We start from the raw sequence: 14,973 nt of genomic DNA, 5'->3' as shown, positions 1-14,973 counted from the left end.
GGGACGACGGTGGACACGTCAGGAAGCCTGCACACTGGACCTCGCCGCCTTCCCCGCCGCGGCCGCGGCCGCGGTCGACCTGACGATGTTCTGGTAGCCGGTGCACCGGCAGAGGTTGCCGTTGAGCCCGACCCGGATCTCGTCCTCGGTCGGGTCCGGGTTCTCGGCGAGCATCGCGTGGACCGACATGAGCATCCCGGCGGTGCAGAAGCCGCACTGCAGGCCGTGGTTGTCGGTGAAGGCCTGCTGGACGTGGTCGAGCGTGCCGTCCTCTGCGAGGCCCTCGACCGTCGAGATCTCGGCCTCCTGCGCCTGCACGGCGAAGATCAGGCACGACCGCACGGCGCTGCCGTCGACCAGGACGGTGCATGCTCCGCAGACGCCGTGCTCGCAGCCGAGCTTGGTACCGGTCAGCCCCACGTCCTCGCGCAGGACGTCGGCGAGGGTGCGCCGGGACTCGATCAGCACCTCGTGGGACTCGCCGTTGACCGTGAGGTTGACCGCGTGCTTGGGGTTCGTCGTCATCGGACTGGTCTCCTTCGTGGTGGTGCCGTCAGGCGGAGGTGCTCGCGCGGTCGAGCGAGGTGCGGATGCCGCGGGTGACCAGCACGCCGGCGACGTGGCGGCGGTAGTCGGCGCTCGCGTGGATGTCGTCGCTGGGCCGCAGCGTCTCCGAGGTGGCACCGGCGGCCCTGGCCAGCAGGGCGTCGTCGACGTCGCCCGTCGCCGTACCGACCAGCAACTGCTCCGCCGCGGTGATCCGGACCGGGGTGGCCCCGCCGCCGAAGACGGTCAGCCGGGCGTCGGAGACGACGCCGTCGGACACCGTCAGCAGGGCGACGACACCGATGATCGCGAAGTCGCCGTGGCGCCGGGCGACCTCCTCGAACGACCAGCCGGAGGACCCGTTCGGCGTGTGGAAGGTGACCGACGTGGCGATCTCGTTGGGCGCCAGCGCCGTCGTGAGGTAGGAGTCGAAGAAGCTCCCGGCGTCGATCGTCCGCGTCCCGGCGGTGCTCTGCGCGGTGACGTGCCCGCCGAGCGTGGTGAGCACGGCCGGCATTTCCGCGGCGGGATCGGCGTGGCAGATGCTGCCCACCACCGTCCCGCGGTTGCGGATCTGGGGATGCCCGACGTGGGCGAGCGCCGCCGCCACGAGCGGGGCCGCGGAGGCGACCACCGGCGACCGTTCGACCTCGTGCTGGCGGGCCGTGGCCCCGATGGTCAGCGTGCCGGAGCCGGCGTCGATGCCGCCGAGGCCGTCGACGAAGTTGAGGTCGACGAGGTGCGCGGGGTTCGCCAGGCGCAGGTTCATCATCGGCACCAGGCTCTGCCCGCCGGAGATGACCTTGGCGTCCTCGCTGGAGTCGAGCAGCTCGGCGGCCTCCTCGACCGTCCGACAGGCGTGGTGGGTGAAGGCGGGTGGCTTCATGCGATGTACCCCCTGGGGGAGATCGGGCTGTGGTGGAACGGACGACCGTGCGGGAAGGTGCGGGAGGGGTGCTGCCCCCGACTCCGGTGGCTGGGTCACGGCGAGGGTATGGGCCACCCGGTGGGGCATCTTCGGCACTCTCTCCGAAGGGAGGGCCGAACTTGGCGGAAACGCACAAGGGCGCCGAGCATGTCAAGAGTGAGTTACGTCGCTGTGTCGTCGCCGTTGTCACCGAGACGACGCGGCGGCGCGCAGCACCGCCTCGACGATCTTCTGGTAGCCGGTGCAGCGGCACAGGTTGCCGGCGAGGGCCCGGCGAACCTGCTCCTCATCGGGGTCGGGCGTGCCCTCCAGCAGCGCGGCGGCGGAGACGACGACGCCGGGGGTGCAGAAGCCGCACTGCACCCCGCCCGCGGCGAGCAGCTCGCGCTGCACCGGGTGGAGGTCGCCGCCGGAGCCCACGCCCTCCACGGTGACGACCTCGCGGTCGTCGGCCTGAACCGCGAGGTAGGAGCAGGAGTTCACGGGCTCGCCGTCGAGCAGCACCATGCACGCGCCGCACTCGGAGTCGTCGCAGCCCTCCTTGGGACCGGTCAGCCCGACGTCCTCGCGCAGCACCGAGAGCAACGAGCGGTGCACCGCCACCTGCAGCTGCGCCCGCACCCCGTTCACGGTCAGGTCGAGGGGATGGCTCACGGGTTCCTCCCGGTCTCGGTGGGCGGCCGAACGGCACGCGCGGTCGCCAGCGCCAGCGCCCGCGTCACGACGACCGACGTCATCGCGCGGCGGTAGGCGGCACCGGCGCGCACGTCGGTGATGGGCGCCACCGCGGCGGCGGCGACCGTGGCCGCCTCGGCGAACGTCTCCGCGTCGGCCCGGCGGCCGATCAGCAGGGCCTCGGCGTGCGGGACCCGCAGGCAGGTCGGCGCGACCGCGGTGAGCGCGAGCAGCGCCGAGCCGACGAGGCCGTCGGGACGCAGGCGGACGGCGGCGGCGGCTCCGACGATCGCGATCTCCATGGCCTTGCGGTGCTCCAGCCGGACGTAGGCGCTGCCGGAGCGCGACGGCGGGCCGGGCACGCGGACGATCGTGAGGAGCTCGTCCGGCGCGGCGGTGGTCCGGCCCGGGCCCGCCAGCAGCTCGGCCACCGGCAGCGTGCGGGTGCCGCGGCCGCTCCGCAGCTCGACCTCGGCCCCGAGCACGAGCAGCGGTGAGCCCAGGTCCATGGCGGGGGAGGCGTTCATCAGGTTCCCGCCGACGGTGCCGGTGGCCCGCGTGGCCGGTGAACCGATCATCGCCGCGGCGTCGGCGAGTGCGGACCACCGGGTGCGGACCCGCGGCGAGCATTCGAGCCACGCGTGCGTGGTGAGCGCCCCCAGCTCCAGCTCGGCCTCCGCGTCGCGCTGCCGCGCGAGCTCGGCGATCCGGTGCACGGCGACCAGCGATCCGGGTAGCGGCTGCTTGCCGTTGCGGGCCGCGACGACGAGGTCCGTCCCGCCCGCGATCACCCGGGCCCCCGGGTCCGCGCCGAGCAGGTCGACGGCCTCGGCCGCCGTGCGGGCGGCGGCGTAGCGGCTCACGACCGGCTCCCGGCGGCGTCGGCCTCGGTGTCGGTATCGGTGTCGGCCTCGGTGTGCAGGGCCGCCCAGACGCGCTCCGCGTTCATCGGCAGCGCCCGGACCCGGTGGCCCGTGGCCGCGGCGATCGCGTTGCCGATCGCCGCGCAGGTCCCGACGACCGGGGGCTCGCCCACCGCCTTGCCCCCGTGGGGACCGCCCTGGTCGACCGGGTCGTCGAGGAACTCGACGGTCACCGCGGGCGCGTCCGGCGCCGTGACGAGCTTGTAGCCCAGCAGCCCCGGGTTGAGCTGGTGGCCGCCGTCGTAGCGGCTTCCTTCCAGCAACGCCATCCCGACGGCCTGGATCACCCCGCCCTCCACCTGGCCCTGCGCGCCGAGCGGGTTTAGCACGCGACCGAACTCGTGCACCGCGACGACCTGCGGGACCGTGACCACGCCGGTCGCCCGGTCGACACGCACCCGGGCGACATGGCAGAAGAACGACGGGGCGGCGAACGCGGAGTACCCCAGCCGCCCGCGGCACCCGCCCAGGTCGTGCTCCGGCAGCGGCGGCGGGTCGCCCGACCCGCTGCCGATCAGCTGGGCGCCCGCGGCGAGCTCGGCGAACGGCACCGCCCGCGTCGGCGTCCCCTTCACCCGCACGGTGCCGTCGACGAGCTCCAGGTCGCTCTTGTCGATCTCCAGCCGCTCCGCGGCGACGTCGAGCAGCTTCTCCCGGACCTCCCGGGCCGCCTCGATCACGGCCCGGCCGTTGTTGAACGTCGTCTGGCTCCCGGCGCTGCCGATGTCGAACGGCCCGGAGTCCGTGTCCTGGTAGAGGACGGAGAAGGAGCCCGGGTCCATCCCCAGCTCCTCGGCCGCGAGCAGCGGCAGGCCCATGACCGACCCGCTGCCGTTCTCCTGCGCGCCCGTGATGATGGTGCCGGTGCCGTCGGGGTTGAGCTTGAGGTACGCGCCGGAGGGCACCGACAGGCTGAACCACCATCCGACGGCGACGCCGAGCGCCTCGTCGGGGCCGGTGGCCTCGCCGGGCCAGCCGGCCAGCTCGGCGGCGCGTTCCAGGCACTCGAGCGCGCTGGAGCTGACGAACCGCTGCCCGGTCTGGCCGGTGTCGCCCGCCCGGACCAGGTTGCGGCGCCGGAACTCCAGCGGGTCCAGGCCCACGAGCCGGGCCAGCTCGTCGGTGTGCTGCTCGACGGCCCAGCAGGTCTGCGGGCCCCCCGGGGCCCGGACGCTGCCCGCGGGCGTCCGGTTCGTGTAGACGGTGTGCACCTCGGCGTGCAGGTGCGGGACGCGGTAGGGGCCCGCGATCATCATCAGCCCGATCTCGGTGGCGAACAGCGCATCGCCGCAATAGGCGCCCGAGTCGAGGACGAGCCGCGCCCGGCGTGCGGTGATCGTCCCGTCGCGCTTCACCCCGGTGGTCAGCTCGATCCGGGCCGCATGGCGCACCTTGTCGGTCGCCAGGAACTCCTCGCGACGGGTGAACACGAGCCGCACGGGCCGCCGCGTGATCCTCGCGAGCAGCGCGACGTGCGCCTCGAAGTGGAAGTCGCACTTCCCGCCGAAGCCGCCACCGAGGTGCGGGACGACGATCCGGACGTCGCTCTGCGGGATCTGCAGGGTCTCCGCGACGCCCGCGCGGGCCGGGAAGGGCACCTGGCTGGTGCTCCAGATCGTGACCTTGTCGCCCTGCCACTGCGCGGCCACGGCGTGCGGCTCGATCGGGACGGCGTGCACCATGTCGCTGCGGTAGGTCTCGGTCAGCTGCAGGTCCGCCTCGGCGAACCCGGCCTCGACGTCGCCCTTCACCGAGGTCATGTAGCCGCAGTCGTTGTGCCCGCGCTCCACCCCGGGCAGGGTCGCGTAGCCCGCCCACTCCGGGTGCACCAGCGGAGCGGACGGATCGAGCGCGGTGTCCGCGTCCAGGACGGGAGTCAGGTCGGCGTACTCGACCCGCACCGCGGCCGCGGCGGCGGCGGCCCGCTCGGGGGTGTCGGCGGCGACGGCCGCGACGATCTCGGCCTCGAACCGGACGACGTCGCGGGCGAACAGCGTCCGGTCCTTGACGAACATCCCGTAGCGGACCGCCGGAGCGTCGGCCTGCGTGATCACCGCGTGGACGCCGGGCATCCGGGCGGCGTGCGACGTGTCGATCGACACGATGCGTGCGTGGGCCCGCCCGGCGTAGACGAACCTGGCGTGCAGCAGCCCGGTGAAGGCGAGGTCGGCGGTGTAGCGCGCCTCGCCGGTCACCTTCGCCAGGCCGTCGCGGCGGACGAACCGCCTGCCCAGCACCGTGGGGGTGCTCGTCATCGCGGGGCCTCCGTTCTGCGGGGGGAGTGCGGGGATGCGGTCATCGGGGGCCCGGCCGCGCGGACCCTGATCCGTACGGCGGGATCGCGCAGGTAGGCCAGCGGGACCTCCTCGATCCCGGTCACCTGCACCCGGCCCGGGTCGGCGCCGGCGAGGATCGCCCGGCGGAAGGCCTCCGTCGTGAGGTCCTCGACGGCCGTGCGGAGCAGGTCGGGACGGCCGGCGCAGATCCGCTCGGCGACGCCGCCGACCGGCGCGATCGCCGCACCGAGCGCGTTGGCCACCTCGAAGTGCGGAGGCCGGATGACCTCGGTGATCCCCGGCATCCGTTCGGGAGCGATGCCACCGGCCCCGCCCACGATGACCAGGGGCAGGTCGCGGGCGCCGAGCGAGACCCGGTCCACGGCCTCGGCGATCATCCGGTCGGCCTCGGCCAGCCGGTCGGCGAGGGCGGTGTGCCACCGCTGCGCGACCGGGTCGGTGCCGAACGTCGTGCGCCCGGCCGCCACCGCGGCGTCGGTCAGGGTCGGCACCGACCCGCCGGAGCAGAGGGCGTCGCGCACCGGCCCGCCCCCGATCGGCACGTCGATCACGTCGGGCAGCCGGAAGTTCGTGACCACGCCGTTGACGCTGTACGGGGTGAGCGACTCCCAGGGGAAGCCGTTGACGAGCCGGCCCACGGCCGTCCCGGAGCCGCCGATGTCGGCCACCACCGCATCGGTGACCCCGCTGCTGAACGCGCCGCCGCACATGCTGGTGGCGGGGCCGCTGCCGATCTGCAGGACCGGGAACCGCGTCGCGTAGTCCAGGGCCATCTGGGTCCCGTCGTTCTGCGCGAGGTAGCACTCCGCGCCCACGCCGTGGCGGTGCGCGGCCTCCCGCAGCACGGCCGCCTCGGCCGCGACGCTCCCGGAGAGCGCCGCGTTGAGGACGGTCGCGTTCTCCCGTTCGAGCAGCCCCATCGAGCCGATCTCGTGGCTGGTCGAGATCGGGATCTCGCCCAGCTCGGCGCGCAGGATGGCGGCCGCCCGCTCCTCGTCGGCGGGGTCGACGGGGGAGAAGACCGCGGTGATCGCGACGGCCTCCGCCGCGACAGCGACCTCGGCGGCGAACCTCGCGATCGCGCGCTCGTCGAGGGGGGCGATCCGCACCCCGTCGAACTCGCAGCCGCCCGCGACCACCGCGGTACCGGCCGCCACCGCCGCGCGCAGCTCGGGGGGCCAGGTGACCAGCGGCGGCACGGCCGAGGTCAGCGGGGCCCCGATGCGCAGCACCGCGACCCGGCGCAGGCCGCTGCGGGTGCTGATCGCATCGGTCGTGCGTGCCGCGCCGAGGGTGACCGCACCGATCCGTCCGGGGTCGACCGGGGATCCGGTGAGGAGGGCGGCGATCGCGGTCTCCACACAGGCGCCGAGGTCGGCGGCCGCGGGCACCTTGACCTGGCCGACGACGTCCCCGCCGCCGCCGATCAGCACGGCGTCGGTGTTGGTGTGGCCCACGTCGATGCCCATGCGCAGGGTGTCAGCGGCCGGCACGGACGGCTCCCGGGCCGGCGTAGTCCAGGTCGTAGCCGAACGATCGCGGGCCGACGACGGCGAGGCCCGCCGCCGAGCGCCACACCTCGGGCGCCGGGACGGCCACGACGCCCACCCGCTGGCTGTACTGCAGGCGCTCGGTGCCGACCGGGCGGCCGTCGACCAGCCCGAGCACGGCGATGACGTCGGGGACGGTGGCGACGACCTCCCCGTCCTCGAGCGCGACGAGCACCTCGTTCTGCAGCTCCAGGCGCAGCCGCCGCAGCCCCTGCACGTCCGTGCCCTCCACCACCGCGTGCCCGCGGGCGAATCCGGCACCGCCACTGCGCTCGACCTCGACGATGCGTCCCTCGATGAGCACCCGCCCACCGGTCTCGTCGGCCAGCGCGGCAGGCCAGCCGCTGCGCCGGACGTGCATCGCGTCACCCACCGCGACGGCCCTGGACACCGAGCCGACGATCGCCGCGGACCGCGCGACCCGGCCCGACATCACGTACAGGGCACCGGCGCACGTGCCACCCAGCGCCGCGGTGCAGCTGCGCGCCAGCCGCTCGGCCGCCAGGTTGTCCGCCGAGTGCAGGACGATGTCGTTGTCCCGGCCGTCGTTGAGCACGACGGGGCTCGCCGCGACCCCCGCCACGTGCATCGCCTGTTGCTGCATCTCCGGGAACGCCCGGCCCATGCCGTCCGCGTCGAGCAGCGGGGTGCCCAACCGGGCCGCCCAGAGCACCGGCAGGAGCCCGTTGGCCCCCGCGATCTCGTAGCACATCAGGACGTCCACCCGGGCGCCGTGCAGCCGGGCGACCGCGTTCGCGAGCCGCTCACCCTCGTCCCCGCTCCAGATCCGTTCCTGGGCGACCGTGGGTGAGCCGATCAGCCCGCACGGCATCACGAGCGCGTCCGGCGCGAGGTCCGCCGCGGCGACGACCTCGACCGGGCCGTGGCACTCGATCGCGTGGCGTGCCATGGCGAGCCCGATCGCCGTGTCGCCACCGCCGCCTGCGCTGAGGACGGCGCAGCCGAGCGCGAAGGCCTCGATGTTCTCCGCGTCCAGCCGCACGGCCGAAACGTAACACCGCTCCTGCGACTGCATCTGTACATTCTGCACAGGAATGGCCAACATATTGTCATCTGCGCCGAAGGGGAGGTGAGCGTGCCGCAGCTCGACGAGGTCCTGCGGACACCGGGCCTGCGCCTGGAGCGCCTCGGGGGGTCGGTGGGGGCCAGGCCCGTGGAGCGGGTCTTCCTCGCCGAGGATCTGCTCGAGCTCCAGGAGTGCCCGGCGGGCGCGATCGTGGTGCTCAGCCGCCAGACCAACGGCGCCGTCGACTCGTACCGCTTCGATGTCGCGTTGCGGCTGGCCGCCACCCGGGGGGCGGTCGCGCTCGTGCTCGCCGACCCCGCGGCTCCCCGTCCGATCTCGACATCGGCGGCGACGGCGCAGCGGTTCGGGCTCGCGATCCTGCGCAACGTCGAGCCGATCAACATCGCGACCCTCGTGTGCGCGCTGGACATCGCCCTGCGCGGCCCCGCGGAGCTCGCCCTGCAGCGCGCCGTCGTCGCGGTCCAGCAGCTGGCCTCCCACCGGGACGCGCCGTCGGAGGAGCTGGTGGCCGAGATCGCCGAGATCGCCGGTGCCGAGCTCGTCCTGTCCGACCAGCCGGAGGGCGAGTTCGCGTTCCCGGTCGGCCTGGGCGGCGACGCCCAGCGGTGGGTGCTGGTGCACAGCGAGGAGATGCAGGCGCGGCCCGAGCTGATGCTGATCGGCCGGCTGCTGGCCGACTTCCTCGGCCTGGCGACCCTGGCCGAGCGCCGCGCGCGGGAGCTGCCGATGCGGTCGCGCGCCGAGCTGCTCACCGAGCTCCTCGACAGCTCCGCGCGGGGTCGATCCGAGCTGCTGCGCCGTGCCCGGTCCCTGGGCCTGCCGATCGACGGCTGGCACCTCGTGGCGCGCATCGAGTACAGCGAGGAGCGGCCCGCGGACGCCGACGAGGTGGCGGCGTTCGCCCGGCGGGAGGAGCTCGGCCGGCTCGCGCTGGACACCGTGCGCCGCAGCGGCACCTGGCACCTCGCCCGCGCGGAGCGCGGGCTGCTGCTGATCCAGATGTCGCGCAACGACCCCGGGTCGACGGCTGCCGCCAACGCCGTGCGGATCGTGCAGCGGGCCCTCGACGCGGCCATCGCCGAGTTCCCCGGCGTCACGACCTACTGCGGCGTCGGGTCGGCGCACAGCGGCCCGACGGGCCTGATCAACTCGGCGGCCGAGGCGAGGGCCGCGGTCGCCGCGGTCCGGGCGCGGGGCCGCGCCAACCTCGCGACGGCCTTCGACGGACTGGGCCTGCGCCAGACCCTCGTCGAGTGGTACTCGTCCCAGGCCGCGCGCACGGCCGTCGACACGGTGCTCGCGCCGCTGGACAAGATGGGCCGGACCAAGTCCGCCGAGGCCATCCGCACGCTGCAGGCCTATCTCGACAACCACGGCTCCCTCTCCCGCGCCGCCGCGGAGCTCCACCTGCACCGCAACTCCGTGGCGTACCGGGTCGAACGGATCTTCGCCGAGCTGGACGTCGATCCGGACAACCCCGACGACTGGCTCCTGCTCCAGCTCGCCTGCCGGGCCCGGGCCCTCGCCTGACTGGGTTCCGGTCGAGGAGCCCGCTCACCGGGTGGCGAGCTCCTCGACCGGAACCCAGTCGACGTCGAGACCGAACGCCCGCGGCCCGAAGACCGCCAGGGCCTCCGGCGTGCGCATGATGGGCGGCGTCGAGATCGCGAAGATCCGCACGCGCTGGCCGTAGCGCAGGGCCTCGGTGGTGATCGGCGCGGCGGACTCGGCGTCCAGCACCGAGATCAGGTCGGGGACGACGGCCAGGAGCCGGTCGCCGTCGCGAGCCATGAGGTGCTCGTTCTGGAACGTCAGCACCACCGTGGACGACCCGTCGAACGTCGAGATGCGCGCCACGCCGCGGACGAAGCCGTCGGCGCTGCGCCGCTCGACGTCGATCACCTTGCCCTCCAGGAGGACGGTCCCGTACCGGTAGATGGTGCCGGCGAGGCACTCGGTCAGTGCCTGGAACGGGTCGCGGTGCTGCTCGCGCGCCTCCCGGATCACCCGGCCCAGCCGCAGCGCGAGCGTCATGGTCCGCGGGATCGCGGTCCGCTTGACCTGGGCGCCGGTCATCGGGTACTCGGCGATGTAGGACACGCCGCCCATGCGGATCGTGACCCCGCGCGCGTACCACTCCATGCTGTGGTTGTCCGGGCCCGTGTCGATCAGGGTGACGTGCCCGCGCTCGTTGCAGATCGCGATCGGGGAGCCCGAGACGCCGTAGACGCCGAACGTCTCCATCTGCAGCTCGGGGAACGCGCGGCCCATCCCGTCACCGTCGACGATGGGCAGGCCGGTGCGGGCCGCGACGAGCAGCGGCACCATCGAGTTCAGGCCGCCGCACTCCATCGGAATGATCGCGTCGGCGGTGCGGCCGAGATGGTGCTCGAGGCGGCGCAGCGCGACCACGGGCTCGTCGCCACCGGGGATCTTCTCGATCACCACCGTGGGTGCGCCCATGAAGGCGCTGGCCACGACGAGCTCGTCGTCGTCGACCTCCTGCGGGTCGATCAGCGTGATCGTGCGGCCGCGCTCCAGCTCGGCGGAGACGAGGAGGAGCCCGATGTAGGGATCGCCCCCTCCTCCGGTGCCGAGCAGCGCCGCGCCGCGGGCCAGGTCGGGGAGGTCGGCGAGCTGCAGGGTCTGGGCCATCGATGTCTCCGTATCGGGGCGGGAAGGCCGGCGGGTGGACGGGGCCGGACGGCTCAGGGGGACAGCTCGAGGTCGCCGACGGCCTTGATCCGGATCCGGGTCGCGTTGCCGGGCAGGTAGGCCAGCGGGACCTCGTCGACGTCGACGATCTGCACCGAGTCGGGCTTCGCGCCCGCGGCGACGGCCTTGTTCACCGCTTCCTGCTGGGCCTCGTCCAGCAGCCGGTCGCGCTCGCCGGGAGACACCGAGTACATCCGGTCCACCTCGCCTCCCACCTGGGCGATCGCCGCGCCGATCGCGTTGGCGGTGGCGTGGTGGGCCGGCCGGTGGACCGTGCCGACCCCCGGGAGCTCGTCGGGGACGAGGATGCTTCCCCCGCCGACGGCGACCACCGGGAGGTTCTCCGCGCTGGGGCGTACCCGGTCGACGGCGGCGCTGATCTCCTCGCCGATCCGGGCGAGCACCTCCGCCACCAGCGTGCGGTCGAGGCGCCGGACGAGGCCGCGGTCGCCGATGTCGGCGATGCCGGCGGCGACGGCGATGTCGGTGCAGGTGAGCGTGCTGCCCCCGAACACCAGCGCGTCCTTCGTGAGCCGGTAGCCGACGCTGTCGGGCCCGATCGAGAGCGGGTCCGGGCGCACGCGGCTGCCGCCGCCGAGGCCGACGGACAGCACGTCGGGCATCCGGAAGTTCGTGCGGATGCCGCTGACGCTGACCTCCGTGCTGGCCTCGTGGGGGAACCCGTGCCGCAGCATCCCGACGTCCGAGGTCGTGCCGCCGACGTCGACGACGGCGCAGTCGCGCAGGCCGGAGAGGAACGCGGCGCCGCGCATCGAGTTGGTCGGGCCGGAGGCGAAGGTGGCCACGGGGAAGCGGCGTGCGTGATCGACGTCCATCAGGGTGCCGTCGTTCTGGCTCAGGTAGAGCGGCGCGTCGATCCCGGCGGCGCTCACGGCCCGCGCGAGGCCGCGGCAGATGCGGGTGGCGAGGTCGCTGAGGGAGGCGTTGATGATGGTCGCGTTCTCGCGCTCGAGCAGGCCCATCCTGCCGATGAGGTGCGAGAGGCTGATCGAGGCGTCCGGCAGCAGGTCGCTCAGGATCTCGGCCGCCTCCAGCTCGTACTGGGCGTTCACCGGCGAGTAGACCGAGGCGACGGCGACGCACTGCACGCCGTGGGAGCCGATGTCCTCGGCGGCGCGCTCCAGCTCGTCGCGGCGCAGCGGCGCAATGGCGCGGCCGTCGATCTCGTGGCCCCCGTGGCAGAGGTAGCGGCGCCCCTTGATCGCGGTGACGAGCCGGGCGGGCCAGCCCGAGAGGGGCGGGAGGGCCTCGGTCGCCGGCAGACCCAGCCTGATCGCCGCGGTGGGTGCGAGGTCGCGCCCCTGGACGATCGCGTTGATGAAGTGGGTCGTGCCGATCATGACGGCATGCACGGCGCCGGGATCGTGCACCGCGGAGGCCTGCAGGGCCGCGAGCGCGGCGGAGATCCCCGAGGTGACGTCCTCCGTGGTCGCCACCTTGCATTCGGCGAGGACGGTGGAACCATCGATGAGCACTGCGTCGGTGTTCGTCCCGCCCACGTCGATCCCGATGCGCATGGCCTCTCCGTCGCCGAGGGGTCAAGGTCAGTGGAGACGCACCGGATCGGGCGGCTCGATCGGGAGACTAGAGCGGCGTGAAGTCCGGGGACTTGTGCACGACCACCGAAGAATCGGCCGGACCTGTGCGAATCATCCGATGGACGCGGGCGGGTCTACGGAACTCGGCGCGAACCGACGGCCAGCCGGCGTGGCTGGCGTTCTGCACAACCCGGCCGCGGATCTCGGCAGATCCGCCAGAGACACGGGTGGCGTCCGCTCCCTAGGTTCGGGCCGACGCCCCGCCCCCGCCGGAGCCGCTCCGTGCGGGCCGCCCGTGAAGGAGGACCCATGTCTGCACCCCCGAGCAGCCGCCGTGGCGCGGTGGTGGACGCGTGACCCCGCCAGCGGTCTCGCCGGACTCCCCCGTCGGGCTGGTCCTGGGCAGCCACATGCCCTCCCGCGACATCGTGGCGATGGCCCAGCTGGCCGAGAAGCTGGGCTTCGGCGAGCTCTGGTTCTCCGAGGACTGCTTCTTCTCCGGTGGCATCGCGGGCTCGACGGCCGCGCTCGCGGCCACCAGCCGGCTGCCGCTCGGGTTGGGCATCGTCTCGGCGGCGACCCGGCATCCGGCCGTGCTGGCGATGGAGCTCGCGACGCTCGACGTGCTGTTCCCGGGACGCATCTTCGGCGGGATCGGCCACGGCGTTCCGGCGTGGCTGGACCAGATGGGGCTGATGCCCCCGAAGCCGCTGTCGGCGCTGCGCCAGTGCGTCAACGCGGTGCGCCGCCTGCTCGACGGCGAGGAGGTCACCGAGTCCGGGCACTTCCACTTCGACAAGATCGCGCTCGCCCATCCCGCAGCGACCCGGGTGCCCCTCTACACCGGAGTGGTGAACGAGCGGGGGCTGCGGCTCTCGGGGGAGATCGCGGACGGGACCGTGCTGTCGACCCTCGCCAGCCCGCCCTACGTCCGGTGGGCCCGCGAGCACGTCGACGCCGGAGCCCGGGCCGGGGGGCGGACCGACCCGCACCGCCTCGTGACCTACGCGCTGTTCTCCGTCGACACCGACGGCGCCGTGGCCAAGCAGGCCGTGCGCGATTCCGTGGCGTTCTACCTCGCGGCCATGCCGGACAACGCGCTCTCCGGTACGTACGGCATCCGCGACGAGCTCGCCGCGCTGCTGGCCGAGGGCGGGGCGGACCACCTCGCGGCCCGCATGCCCGGCTCCTGGGTCGAGGACCTCGCCATCGCCGGCGAGCCGGACGAGTGCGCGGAGAAGCTGCGCGCGCTCCTCGAGGCCGGATCCGACTCCGTCGGGCTGTGGCTGTTCCCGGCACCCGATGCCGGACGCATCGCCACACTGACCGCGCGTGAAGTGCTCACCCGGCTCTGACCCGCCCACCCGACCCGCACACGACGGAGAGTTCCTGATCCCCGATGACCCACCGTGTCTACTTCCTGAACAAGCTGCGCCCCGGCGTGGATCCGGCCGACTACGAGGAGTGGATCCGCCGCACCGACTACCCGGTGGCGCGCAGGAGCGCGGCCATCCGGAGCTACGACGTGACCCGGATCGAGGGCACCCTCGACGGGAACGGGGTGCCGACGATCAGCTATCTCGAGGTGATCGAGGTGACCGACATCGAGGAGTACCGGGCGGCGGGCACGGCCCCCGAGTTCGTGGCGCTGCTCGAGGAGTGGGCGACCTACGTGGAGCTCGACGAGGCGCTGCACGGCCCGGTCGTCGAGTGAGCCCGTCGGCCGTCCCGGTCGTCCCGATCGGCCTGGTCACCCCACCGGCGCCCCGACGTTCCCGCTGAGCAGGTACCCCGCCCCGGGCACGACGGGCGGCAGGCCGAGCTCGGTGAGGATCCGGAAGGTCGTGGCGGTGGCCGCGGACAGCACCGGGATCCCGGCGGCGTCCTGCACCTGCTGGACGACATCCAGCGAGGGCATCTGGACGCAGCAGGACAGGACGAGGGCGTCGGCTCGGGTGAGGTCGAGGCGGCGCCAGTGCTCGTGGAGGTCGGTGGGGTCCAGGCGGGCGACGGCGAGGTTGTCGGGCACCTCGAGGGACAGGGCGTCGACGACGTCGTGCCCGGCGTGCTCGAGGTAGGCGACGACCGCGTCGGTGAGCGGCCGCAGGTAGGGGGTGACGATGGCGATCCGCTTCGCGCCCAGGGCCTCCAGCCCGGACAGCAGGGCTCCGGCCGAGGAGATCACGGGTGCGTCGGAGCCCTCCGTGCGCAGCGCCGCGGTGATGGACTCCTCGGCGGTGCAGTGGTAGCCGGGTCCCTGGGCCATGATCGCGACGAGGCAGGCGGTGGCGACGACGTCCGGGCGGGCGTCGGCGAGCTCGGCGGCGGCCCGCTCGGCTTGTGCGTTCATGGCGCGCAGCTGCTCGGGTGTGACGTGCTGCATGCGGGCGCGGGCGGAGTGGAAGACGAACCGGTCCTCGGGGACGGCCTGCTCGCGGGCGCGCAGCATCCGGGGCAGCTCGGTCTCCATGGTGAGGTTCGAGCTGGGGACGATCAGCCCGACATGATGGTCGCGGGTGTTCATCGGGTGGCCGCCGGGCGCATCTCGGGCACGGTGAGTTCGCCGGCGTCGACGATGAGGTCGTCGTCGAGGTAGAGGGTGTTGCCGCGCATGGGGATGTCGAAGTGGCAGGCGGTGTTGTTGGGTCCGCCGAGTTCGTTGTTGGGGCCGATGGAGAACATGACGTTGCCGTAGAAGCTGCGTAGTTCCATGCCCATGCCGCCGCCGAACT

Annotated in this window: 13 protein-coding genes and 1 pseudogene; 3 read left to right on the top strand and 11 right to left on the bottom strand. The window is 73.7% G+C overall.

What is annotated here, in order from left to right:
• Window positions 1-18: 18 nt before the first annotated feature.
• The 7 genes from AB7J25_RS08665 to AB7J25_RS08635 all read right to left on the bottom strand — a co-directional run bounded on the left by AB7J25_RS08665 (window position 19) and on the right by AB7J25_RS08635 (window position 7,922).
• A complete protein-coding gene (locus AB7J25_RS08665) occupies window positions 19-525 on the bottom strand; it encodes a (2Fe-2S)-binding protein (RefSeq protein WP_428506917.1) in 507 nt (168 codons plus the stop codon).
• Window positions 526-553: 28 nt separating this feature from the next.
• Window positions 554-1,432, bottom strand: coding sequence for an FAD binding domain-containing protein (locus AB7J25_RS08660; RefSeq protein ID WP_428506915.1), 879 nt, complete (start codon window positions 1,430-1,432; stop codon window positions 554-556).
• Window positions 1,433-1,660: 228 nt separating this feature from the next.
• Window positions 1,661-2,128 carry a (2Fe-2S)-binding protein gene (locus tag AB7J25_RS08655; protein WP_428506913.1) on the bottom strand — a complete coding sequence of 156 codons (468 nt, stop codon included), beginning with the start codon at window positions 2,126-2,128 and terminating at the stop codon, window positions 1,661-1,663.
• Window positions 2,125-3,012 (bottom strand): FAD binding domain-containing protein, encoded by an 888-nt coding sequence (locus AB7J25_RS08650; RefSeq protein ID WP_428506911.1) that lies wholly within the window; start codon window positions 3,010-3,012, stop codon window positions 2,125-2,127. The genes AB7J25_RS08655 and AB7J25_RS08650 overlap by 4 nt, the downstream gene beginning before the upstream one ends.
• Window positions 3,009-5,327 carry a xanthine dehydrogenase family protein molybdopterin-binding subunit gene (locus AB7J25_RS08645; RefSeq protein WP_428506909.1) on the bottom strand — a complete coding sequence of 773 codons (2,319 nt, stop codon included), beginning with the start codon at window positions 5,325-5,327 and terminating at the stop codon, window positions 3,009-3,011. Before AB7J25_RS08645 ends, AB7J25_RS08650 begins: the two co-directional genes overlap by 4 nt.
• Window positions 5,324-6,862, bottom strand: a complete 1,539-nt coding sequence (locus AB7J25_RS08640; RefSeq protein WP_428506907.1) for a hydantoinase/oxoprolinase N-terminal domain-containing protein — start codon at window positions 6,860-6,862, stop codon at window positions 5,324-5,326. Before AB7J25_RS08640 ends, AB7J25_RS08645 begins: the two co-directional genes overlap by 4 nt.
• The gene (locus AB7J25_RS08635; protein WP_428506905.1) at window positions 6,849-7,922 is read right to left on the bottom strand and encodes a DUF917 domain-containing protein; all 1,074 of its coding nucleotides are present in this window, start codon (window positions 7,920-7,922) and stop codon (window positions 6,849-6,851) included. Before AB7J25_RS08635 ends, AB7J25_RS08640 begins: the two co-directional genes overlap by 14 nt.
• Window positions 7,923-8,015: 93 nt before the next feature.
• On the opposite strand from AB7J25_RS08635, the gene AB7J25_RS08630 reads away from it, so the two are divergent.
• Complete coding sequence (locus tag AB7J25_RS08630) at window positions 8,016-9,497, top strand: PucR family transcriptional regulator (RefSeq protein ID WP_428506903.1); 1,482 nt, start codon at window positions 8,016-8,018, stop codon at window positions 9,495-9,497.
• 24 nt (window positions 9,498-9,521) lie between these two features.
• Here the strand turns inward: AB7J25_RS08630 and AB7J25_RS08625 are convergent, their stop codons facing one another.
• Complete coding sequence (locus AB7J25_RS08625) at window positions 9,522-10,622, bottom strand: DUF917 domain-containing protein (RefSeq protein ID WP_428506901.1); 1,101 nt, start codon at window positions 10,620-10,622, stop codon at window positions 9,522-9,524.
• A gap of 53 nt (window positions 10,623-10,675) precedes the next feature.
• Window positions 10,676-12,220: a hydantoinase/oxoprolinase N-terminal domain-containing protein gene (locus tag AB7J25_RS08620; protein WP_428506899.1), complete on the bottom strand. Its 1,545-nt coding sequence runs from the start codon at window positions 12,218-12,220 to the stop codon at window positions 10,676-10,678.
• Window positions 12,221-12,594: 374 nt separating this feature from the next.
• Between AB7J25_RS08620 and AB7J25_RS08615 the strand changes: the two genes are divergently transcribed.
• A complete protein-coding gene (locus tag AB7J25_RS08615) occupies window positions 12,595-13,596 on the top strand; it encodes an LLM class flavin-dependent oxidoreductase (protein ID WP_428506897.1) in 1,002 nt (333 codons plus the stop codon).
• 44 nt (window positions 13,597-13,640) lie between these two features.
• On the top strand, window positions 13,641-13,955 hold the full coding sequence (locus AB7J25_RS08610) for a hypothetical protein (protein ID WP_428506895.1): 315 nt from the start codon (window positions 13,641-13,643) through the stop codon (window positions 13,953-13,955).
• Window positions 13,956-13,991: 36 nt separating this feature from the next.
• On the opposite strand, the gene AB7J25_RS08605 is transcribed toward AB7J25_RS08610, so the two are convergent.
• Window positions 13,992-14,765, bottom strand: coding sequence for a maleate cis-trans isomerase family protein (locus AB7J25_RS08605; protein ID WP_428506893.1), 774 nt, complete (start codon window positions 14,763-14,765; stop codon window positions 13,992-13,994).
• Window positions 14,762-14,973 (bottom strand): annotated as a pseudogene (locus AB7J25_RS08600) (leucyl aminopeptidase); the annotation flags it as partial. The pseudogene AB7J25_RS08600 and the gene AB7J25_RS08605, both read right to left, overlap by 4 nt.

The sequence above is a fragment of the Pseudonocardia sp. genome (assembly GCF_050246655.1).
Classification (GTDB): Bacteria; Actinomycetota; Actinomycetes; order Mycobacteriales; family Pseudonocardiaceae; genus Pseudonocardia.
The sequence above is the reverse complement of the archived record's forward strand: the minus strand, read 5'-3'. Positions and strand labels throughout refer to the sequence as shown.